Source organism: Mycolicibacter nonchromogenicus, assembly GCF_002101775.1.
GTDB classification, from domain to species: domain Bacteria; phylum Actinomycetota; class Actinomycetes; order Mycobacteriales; family Mycobacteriaceae; genus Mycobacterium; species Mycobacterium nonchromogenicum.
Genome location: NZ_LQPI01000011.1, coordinates 1 through 10643, shown reverse-complemented (window position 1 = coordinate 10643; position 10643 = coordinate 1). Strand labels below are relative to the sequence as shown.

1 protein-coding gene is annotated in these 10643 nt (G+C 70.6%); it reads left to right on the top strand.

The features are described from left to right. Nucleotides 1–10643, top strand: a 10643-nt coding sequence (locus AWC18_RS21540; protein ID WP_165757953.1) for a hypothetical protein, incomplete at both ends; no start/stop codon positions are given.

Sequence of the window (10643 nt, the reverse complement as noted above, 5' to 3'; positions counted from 1 at the left end):
GGTCTCGGGGGTTCGGGGTCGGTGGCGGGCCTGCAGGGTCTCGGTGGTGCCGGTGGTGCCGGTGGATCCGGCGGCAAGGGTGGTGTCGGCGCCACGGGTGCTGACGGCACCGCAGAACACGTGGATGGTCAGGCCGGTGGCGCTGGTGGTGCGGGCGGTAACGCCGGTGCCGGTGGCACCGGTGGGGTGGGCCGCACCGGTGCTGCGGCCAACGGTGCTGACGGCACCGCGGGTGTCGGTGGCGCCGGTGGGGCCGGTGGTGACGGCTTCACAGGGGCCGATTCCACCAGCGCTGGGGTTTCTGGTGGCAATGGTGGCGCCGGTGGTGCCGGTGGTGCTGGTGGCTTGGGTGGTTTGCAGGCCAATGGGGTCACCCGCGCCACCGACGGTGCCGGCGGCGATGGGGGGGACGGCGGTAAGGGCGGTGCCGGCTACAGCGGTCAGGCCGGTGCGCATGCGGTGGACCCGGGTGCTGCCGGTGGTGCCGGTGAGTCGGGCACCAATGGTGGCAATGGTGGTGCCGGTGGCGCCGGGGGTACCGGTTCGGTTGCGGGCCTGCAGGGTCTTGGTGGTGTCGGTGGTGCGGGCGGTTCCGGTGGCGCCGGCGGTAAGGGCGCCGAGGGTGCAGCCGGCACGGTCGATCACGTCGACGGCCAGGCCGGTGGCGCCGGTGGCGCCGGCGGTAACGCCGGAGCCGGCGGTTCAGGTGGGCTGGGCCGCACCGGTGCTGCGGCCGACGGTGCCGATGGCACCGCCGGTCTCGGTGGCGATGGCGGTGCCGGCGGTCAGGGCTTCGCCGGTGCGGACTCGCACACGGCTGGGGTTGCCGGTGGTAACGGTGGCGCCGGTGGTGCCGGTGGTGATGGCGGCCTAGGCGGTCTGCAGGCTGATGGTGTCACCCGTGCTGCGCAGGGCGATGGTGGTGATGGTGGTGCCGGTGGCCAGGGTGGTGACGGCTATGACGCGGTGGCCGAGGGTGCTGCGGCCGGGACGTCGGGCACCGATGGTGGTGTTGGTGGTGCCGGTGGCGCTGGTGGTGCGGGCACGGTCGCTGGTCTGCACGGTGTCGGTGGTGTCGGTGGTAACGGTGGCTCGGGCACCGATGGTGCTCACGGCGCCAACGGTGGTACCGGCACGGCCGAGGACCGCACCGGTGGTGCTGGTGGTCACGGTGGCAATGGTGGTAACGCCGGTGCTGGTGGCGCGGGTGGTTCCTCGGGTGGCGGCAACTTCGCGGCCGCGGGCAGCAATGGTTCGGCCGGTAAGGGCGGCAACGGTGGTGCCGGTGGTGACGGCTATGACGCGGCCGCCGATGCCGCCGCGGCGGCCGGTACTTCCGGTGGCAATGGTGGTGCCGGTGGTAACGCCGGTCTGGGTGGTGTGGAAGTCGGTGGCGGGCGTGCCGACGACGGTGTCGCCGGTGTCGGCGGCAACGGTGGCCACGGTAAGGACGGCGCGGCTGGTGCGGACTCGCACACGGCTGGGGTTGCCGGGGGTCACGGCGGTAAGGGTGGTGCCGGTGGTGATGGCGGCCTAGGTGGTCTGCAGGCCGATGGTGTCACCCGTGCGGCGCAGGGCGATGGTGGCAATGGTGGTGCCGGTGGCCAGGGTGGTGCCGGCTTTGATGCGGTGCTTGAGGGTGCGGCGGCCGGGACGTCGGGCACCAATGGTGGTGTTGGTGGTGACGGTGGCGCTGGTGGTGCGGGCGCGGTCGAGGGTGTGCACGGTGTCGGTGGTGTCGGTGGTAACGGTGGCTCGGGCACCGATGGTGCTCACGGCGCCAACGGTGGTACCGGCACGGCCGAGGACCGCACCGGTGGTGCTGGTGGTCACGGTGGCAATGGTGGTAACGCCGGTGCCGGTGGCGCGGGTGGTTCCTCGGGTGGCGGCAACTTCGCGGCCGCGGGCAGCAATGGTTCGGCCGGTAAGGGCGGCAACGGTGGTGCCGGTGGTGACGGCTATGACGCGGCCGCCGATGCCGCTGCGGCGGCCGGTACTTCCGGTGGCAATGGTGGTGTCGGTGGTAACGCCGGCCTGGGTGGTGTGGAAGTCGGTGGCGGGCGTGCCGACGACGGTGTCGCCGGTGTCGGCGGCAACGGTGGCCACGGTAAAGACGGCGCGGCTGGTGTGGCCGGGACCGCACCCAACATTGATGGCACGGCCGGTGGTAAGGGTGGTGCCGGTGGTAACGGTGGTGCCGGTGGTCTTGAAGCTGACGGCATCACGTACGCGAACCAGGGCAATGGTGGTGATGGTGGTGCCGGCGGTAAGGGCGGCGCCGGTTATGAGGGCCTGTCTGCTGTTGTTGCCGGTGCTAATGGTGAGAGCGGCAGCAATGGTGGTGCTGGTGGCGATGGTGGTGCTGGTGGCACCGGCTTCGTTGGTGGTGCCGGCGGTGCGGGTGGTAACGCCGGCAATGGTGGTAACGGTGGCGATGGTGCGACCGGTTCTGACGGATCGTTCCTCAACGGTGGTAGCGGGGACGGTCAGGCCGGTGGCTCGGGTGGCAACGGTGGTACCGGGGGTGATGGCGGCACCGGCGGTGCTGGTGGTGTGTCAACCGGGGGCGGTGCTGATGGCCTGACCGGCAAGGGCGGGGATGCCGGTAATGGTGGTGATGCGGGCACTGCTGGTGATGGTGGTCAGGGTGCGCATGGCACTGCCGACCATGTCGATGGTGGTAACGGCGGCACCGGTGGTGAGGTCGGCTCGGCGGGCAAGGCCGGCACGGCGGGCACGGGTTCGGCCAATGGTGGTGCCGGTAGTGATGGTGTGGAGATCACCGGGATCGCCGGTAACGGCGGCAATGGTGGTGACGGGTTCAACGGTGTCAATGCCGGGGACCGTGGCGGCAATGGTGGTGCCGGTGGTGACGGTGGTAGCCGCGGCAGCGGCGGTGACGGCGGCAACGGCGGTAATGGTGGTGCGGGCAGTTTCGCCAACGGTGGTGACGGTAACGGTGGTGCCGGTGGTAAGGGCGGCAACGGCGGTGTCTCCGGCCAGTTGACCAATGGCGGTGCCGGTGGTCACGGTGGTGACGGTGGTGCTGGTGCTGCCGGTACCGAGGACCACGTCGATGGCGGCCACGGTGGTGCCGGTGGTGAAGGCGGCGCCGGTGGTATTGCTTACGGCGCTGGTGGGGTCAACGCCGGTGACGGTGGTGCCGGTGGTAACGGTGGTAAGGGCGGCGAAGGCGGTGAGGGCTTCACCCCGACCACCGACGGTGCACACGGTGGTAACGGCGGCAATGGTGGTGTTGGTGGTGCCGGTGGTGCCGGCGGCGCGATCTACAGCACGGGTACCGGCGGTAAGGGCGGTAACGGTGGTGAGGGCGGTGCCTCCGGTAGCGGCGGCGATGGTGCCTTCGGTGGTAGCGGTGACGGCGGTAACGGTGGCAATGGCGGCCAGGCCGGTGCCGGTGGCGCCGGTGGTGCCGGTGGTACCGCGATCCTGCCGGTGGGCACTGATGGTGATGGTGGCGACGGTGGCAACGGTGGCGCCTCCGGTAACGCCGGTCACGGTGGTCACGGTGGTGTCGACGCCTTCGGCCAGGGCCATGACGGTGGTAACGGCGGTAACGGTTCGTTCCAGTCCGGTGTCGGCGGTAAGGGCGGTGCGGCCGGCGGTGCTACCGGTAACGCCGGTAACGACGGTGTCTCCAACGCCACCGGCGGTAACGGCGGTAACGGCGGTAACGGCGGCCACTCCTGGGGCGCGGGCTTGGCCGGCGGTAACGGCGGCAACGGCGGCAACATGGGCGACAGCGGCATCCTGGGTGTCCCGGGCGGTATCGCCGGTTATGGCGGTGACGGCGGTAACGGTGGCGCGGGCGATGCGACCCACAAGGACGGTGGCGCCGGCGGTAACGGCGGCGACGGCGGCGTCGCAGGCCAGTTGGTTGACGGCGGTGCCGGCGGTAAGGGCGGCAAGGGTGGTGCTGGCTTCAGTGCCACAGACCCTGGCGACAGCGCCGGCAACGGTGGCGCCGGAGGTAACGGCGGTAACGGCGGCATCGCGTGGGACGGCGGTGGCAACACCGGCGGTAACGGTGGCGCCGGTGGCGATGCGGGTGACGGTGGCCATGGCGGCAGTGCGGCACTCGATGGTGGTCCCGCTGGTAATGGTGGAGCCGGTGGCAAGGGTGGTGCCGGTGGTGCCGTCTTCAGCGGCGGCCTTGGTGTCGGCGGTGCCGGCGGAAAGGGCGGTGCTGGCGGCAACGGCGGGAGCGGCGGCGGTTCGGCCCAGGCCGGTTCCGGCGGGGCCGGTGGTGAAGGTGGTGCCGGTGGCGCGAATATCAACCCCGGCCACAGTGGCAGCTACGGCGGTGCCGGCGGCGTCGGTGGCGCCGGCGGTGACGGTGGTGACGGGCAGGGCATTGTTGCCGCCTCGTACGGCGGTGAAACCGGTGTGTCGGGCGTCCAGGCCGGCGGTAACGGCGGTGACGGCGGAATCGGCGGACTGGGCAAGAGCGGCGGCGCTCACGGCGGCGGCGGCAACGGTGGATCGGGTGGCACCGGGGCCAGTGTCCTGCAGGACGCGGGCGTGGGCAGTTCCGCAACCGCCGGCACGGGTGGTGCCGGTGGCATCGGCGCTGCGGGCGGCCTGACCGGGCCCGGCCACGGCGGCGGTGGCGGCGGTGGTGGTGGCGGCGCGGCCGTCTCGGCCACCAACGGGGGCTCCGCGAGCGGTGTCGCGGTCGGTGCCAACGGTGGTGCCGGTGGTGCCGGTTCGACCACCGCCACCGGCGGAACCGGAGGCGTGGGCGGCCAAGGCCTCATCTCCGCCGACGGCGCCGGCAGCTCCGCGAGCGGCAACGCATCCGGCGGCACAGGCGGGGCTGCGATCGGCACCGGTACCGGTGGCAATGGCGGCGGCGGCTATGTGGTGACCTATGGCGGCGGTGGCCAGGCGACCGGGTCCGGCCAGGGCGGCGCCGGTGGCGAGGGGATCGACGGCGGCGTCGGCGGTAACGGTGGCGTCGGCCGCGTCACCGTCGGACAGAACGGAACTGGCGACGGTACGGCCGTCGGCGGCTACGGCGGCACCGCGACCGGTGCAGGCAGCATCGGCGGTAACGGCGGTGGCGGTCAGATCGGCACAGGTGTGGCCGGTGTGAGTGACTCCGACGGCATTGCTGTGGGCACCGCCCACGGCGGTAACGGAGGCGAGGCCACCAACGGAGGCGCCGGCGGTAACGGCGGTTATGGATCGGTGCGTGCCGCAGGGACGACCGGTAGTGCCAACGGCGACATGACCGGCGGTAACGGCGGTGACGCCGACGGCGCCGGCGTCAAGGGCGGCGCCGGTGGCACCGCCAACATGGCCGGACTCAATGGCAGTGTCAGCGGGCAAGGCGTCGCCGGCAACGGCGGCGACGGTCTGGGCGGTGACGGTGGCGAGGGCGGTCGCGCCTGGATTCAGGTGACGGACTACGCCGGCTCGACCGGTGCCGCAGTCGTCAACGGCACCGCGATCGGCGGTCACGGCGGTGACGGTGGCCTCAACGGAACCAACGGTGCGCTCGGCGGCGACGGCGGCAATGGTGCGTGGGGCAACGTCCAGGTGTCGAACGGCGTGGTCTCCACCGATGCCACCGGTGTCGGCGGTGTCGGCGGTAACGGCGGTAACGGCGGCGACGGCCTGGGCTCCGACGGTGGTAAGGGCGGCAATGGTATCGGTGGCGGCCTGAACCAGACGGGATCCAGCACCGGCGGTAACGGCGGTAACGGCGGTAACGGTGGCACCAATGGTGGACGCGGCGGTGACGGCGGCATAGGCGGCTACGGCACCTCCACGGTAGGCAGTGGCCACGCCACCGGTGGTAACGGCGGTAACGGTGGTAACGGCGGTGATGGCTTCGACGGCGGCGCGGGCGGCGCCGGTGGCAGTGGCACCATCACCACCACCACAGGTGGCACAGTCGACGTGGACAGCACGGCAACCGGCGGTAACGGCGGTAACGGTGGTAACGGCACGGCGGTCGCCGCCGGCGGCACCGGCGGCACCGGCGGCGCCGGAACCATCACCGCATCCGATGGCGGCAGTGTCACCGACAGCCACGTCGTTGCCGGTAATGCCACCAACGGTGGGGCCAACGGGGTCAACGGGACCAACGGCACGAACGGCTCTATGAACGTCAGCGGTGCGGACAGCAGTATCACCAACACCACGGTCACGGCGGGTAAGAGCTCGGCGAACTTCATTGGTGGTGGGGCGACGGCGGCCGCTTCGGGTGGTGGCTCCATCACCGACAGCTCGGTAACCGGCGGCGACAGTGGTGCCGGCGGTATCGGCGGGACGGCTGAGTTGGTAGCGACCGGCGGTGGTGCTATTGCCTCCAGCTCTGCCACGGGCGGCGAGGGTAGTGACACCGCAGGCGGTGGGGTCGCGTCGGTCACTGCTGATGGCGCGAACAGTGCGGTGACCGGTAGTCACGCGACTGGTGGCAACGCCGGGTTCGGCGATGGCAACGGTGGTACCGGTGGTGTTGGTGGCGATGCGCTGGTCGCCGCCACGTATGGCGGTGCGGTGGTCGGCAGTGATGCTGTCGGTGGTAACGGCGGTAACGGCAGCGGTGGCGGGGCCGGTGGTAGCGGTGGCGTGGGTTATGTCGCCGCGGCCGGTACGAATTCTTCGGTGACGGACAGCAGCGCCACCGGCGGTAATGGCGGAAATGGGGTTGACCAGGGTCAGGGCGGTGACGGCCAATGGGCGCAGGTCACGGCGGGAATCGACCAGAACAACGATCATCTGCCCAACAACACTGTCCTGCGTGGTGACGCGGTCGGTGGTTCCGGTGGGCAGGGCACGGGTCTGGGCAGCACCGGCGGTGACGGTGGCGGCGCTGTGATCCAGGGCGGTAATGGCTTGTCGATTACCGACGGTCTCGCTAGTGGCGGTGGCGGCGGTGCGGGCACTGGCGGGGGTACCGGTGGTGAGGGCGGTATTGCTCAGATCATCGCCTTGAGCCAGGGCAAGGTCGATGTGGCCACGGCGACCGGCGGCGATGGCGGTGCGGGCAGTGTTGCCGGCGCGACGGGCGGCAACGGTGGTCTGGCTCAGGTCGTGTCCTGGAACAGTGGGACGGCCACCGGTAGCGCGACGGGTGGCAATGGTGGCAAGGGTCTGGGCGGTGACGGCGGTAACGGCGGCATCGGCTCGGTCCAGGGCACCTCGGCTGCCGGCGCGGGCAACAGTGTCAGTGGCACTGCAGTGGGTGGCAACGGCGGCGACGGTGGCGTGAACGGCACGGACGGCGCCGTCGGCGGTAAGGGCGGCGACGGTGGTCGCGGCAATGTGCAGGCGACCTCGGCGGCTGATGCGCATGTTCACGCCGACGGCACCGGTGGTAACGGTGGTAACGGCGGCAACGGCGGCACCGGTGCCGACGGCGGTGACGGTGGTAAGGGCGGTATCGGCAACGCCAGCGGGACCAGCAGCGGCACCGGTGGTGCCGGCGGTGCCGGTGGTGCCGGTGGCTCGCTGGGAGCCAGCGTCGATGGTGGTCAGGGTGGCGCCGGTGGTGACGGCGGCAACGGCACTGCGGGCACTGGTGGCGCTGGTGGCGCGGGCGGTGCTGGTGGTGATGGTGGCAACGGCGGTAACGGCGGCGACGGTGGAGTCGGTACCGGTACCCGCCACGGTGGTGCCGCGGGTGTCGGTGGTGCTGGTGGCACCGGCGGGCAGGGCGGTACGTACGTGGACGCCGTTCTTGATGGTCAGGGCGGCGACGGCGGCAACGGTGGTGCCGGCTTGGCCAACGCGATCAACGGTGGCACTGCGTCGGGGACTGCGACCGGTGGCGCCGGCGGTGCCGGTGGTGCCGGTGACCTGGCGGGCAACGCCGGTGGTGTCGGTGGTGTCGGTGGTAGTGCGACGATGACCGCTGACGGCGGCACCATCACCAATGGCCAGGTCAACGGTGGTGCTGCCACCAACGGTGGGGCCAACGGGGTCAACGGGACCAACGGCACGAACGGCTCTATGAACGTCAGCGGTGCGGACAGCAGTATCACCAACACCACGGTCACGGCGGGTAAGAGCTCGGCGAACTTCATTGGTGGTGGGGCGACGGCGACCGCCTCGGGTGGTGGCTCCATCACCGACAGCTCGGTAACCGGCGGCGACAGTGGTGCCGGCGGTATCGGCGGGACGGCTTCGATCTCGGCGACCAATGGCGGCGCCGTTGACCAGAGTCATGTTGCTGGTGGTGCTTCGTCGGATACTGCGGTGGGTGGCGCGGCCACGATTACGGCTAGTGGGGTCAACGGTGCTCAGCACACCACGGTCACGAAGGCAGTGGTGACCGGTGGTAATGCTGGGTTCGGCGATGCCGACGGTGGCAAGGGTGGTGCCGGTGGTGCGGCGACGGTGGAGGCGTCCAGCGGCGCTAAGGCCCACGACCTGGTGGTGAAGGGCGGCAATGGTGGCACCGGGTCTGATGGAGGTCAAGGTGGTGCCGGCAATTACGGCAAGGTGACCGCCCAGGGGCTGGCCGACGTGACCGGTGCGGCGATCGGTGGTACCGGTGGTATCGGTGACGGCAGCAACAGCAAGGGTGGAACCGGCGGGTTTGCCTGGCTGCTGATGAATGACCCGAACGGAACCATCAACGGTCATGCTGTTGGCGGCACCGGTGGCCTCGGACAAGACGGAGGCACCGGCGGCAACGGTGGCTATGGCGCCCTGCAGACCCAGACCAATGGGTATGGCACCGGCAAGGCTGTGGGTAATGCGACCGGCGGTGACGGTGGTGACGGCTTTGACGGTGGCAAGGGCGGCAATGGTCGTGAAGGCCTGATCTCTGGTCTGGCGGGCTATGCCAAGGGCAATGCGACCGGCGGTGACGGTGGTGACGGCTTTGACGGCGGCAAGGGCGGAGAAGCCGGTTACGGGTCTATCTATGCCAAGAACGGCAGCTATGTCGACGACACCCCGGACGGTGACACCAGCTACGGCTTCGGTGGTAACGGTGGCGATGGCTACGACGGTGGCCAGGGCGGCCGGGGCGGTCACGGCTGGGTGTATGCCGACGGCAGCCATGGCGGTACCGCCAGTGGTGTCGGCACCGGGGGTAACGGCGGCGACGGTTACGGCACTGGTAAGGGTGGAGACGGCGCTCTGGGCCAGGTTCAGGGCCTCTACGGGGGCTATGGCGATCCGGGCACGGTCACTGGCACCGCTAACGGCGGCAACGGCGGCACCGGTGGTCTGAGTAGCGGGAGCGGCGTCGGCGGTAACGGTGGTGTCGGGGAGGTGATCGGCGGTCCTCGGGCGGCTATCGAGGGCAGTGCTACCGGTGGTAACGGCGGGGCCGCCGAATCCGGTGGTACCGGTGGTGTCGGTGGTAATGCCAAGGTCACCGGGTCCACTGCGGACGCGGAGCCGCCGGGCACGTTGACCACGGTGACCGGTGAGGCCGTGGCCGGGTCCGGTGGTGTCGGCGACGCCGGCACCGGTGGTGACGGCGGCGCAGCCACCGTGCAGGGCTCGGCCGGAGCCACCATCACCGCTAGTGACGCCACAGGCGCGGCCGGCGCCGCCCGGACTGGCAGCGGCGTAGGCGGCAAGGGCGGTTCGGCAACCATCACCGCTGCAGGGAGTGGTTCGGAAGTGTCGGACAGCTGGGCGACCGGTGGTGCGGCGGGCGAGAGTGGCGTCAATGGCAACGGCGGTGACGGCGGCACCGGTGGTGCTGGGGGCGACGCCAGCCTCAGCGCCACGGCCGGCGGCAAGATAACCGAAAGCTCCGCCACCGGTGGTGACGGTGGACGTGGTGGCGACGGGACAGGGACGAGTGCTGGCGGCAAGGGTGGTGCTGGCGGCTCGGCGACACTGTCGGCGTCGAACGGCGGCGAGATCGATGACGCGCATGTGTTCGGCGGCCTCGGTCCTGACGGTGGCCTCAACGGTGTGAATGGTTCGAACGGTGCTAACAACTCCCTGACTGTCAGTGGGGCGGGGAGCACCTTCGTCAACACCACGATCACCAGCGGGCAGAACAGCGAGCACTTCGCCGGTGGTGCGGCCACGGTCACCCTCGGTGCCGGCAGCACGATTGAGAACAGTTCGGTCACCGGTGGTAACGCCGGAACCGGCGGTGATGGTGGTGCGGCGTCGTTGACCGCGACCGGCGGCGGCACGATCTCTGACAGTCACGCGATCGGCGGTAAGGGCAGTGACAGTGCGGCCGGTGGGGCGGCGAGCATCACCGCGACCGGCGCGGACAGCAAGGTCACCGATTCCACGGCCACCGGCGGCGATGCCGGTGTCGGGATCGATGGCGGTGCCGGTGGTCAAGGTGGTGTGGCTGCCGTCGTCGCTGATGGTGGCGGCACCGTGACCGACGCGGTGGCAACCGGCGGCAGCGGCGGTGAGGGCAAAGGCATCGGTAGCACCGGTGGACTGGGAGGCAATGCCCTGGTGACTGCGATGAGCGGTGGCAGTGTGACCGCTAATGGTGTGGTGGACAGTTCGGCGACCGGTGGTGCTGGTGGTGACGCGCTCAACGGTGGCACCGGCGGTAACGGCGGTAACACGTTCATCGAGGGGCAGCGTGACGGCACGTCCTATGGTCAGACGACTGGTGGTGCCGGTGGGTCGGCTGATGGGGTCGGCGCGGTCGGCGGCAACGGCGGTGGCGG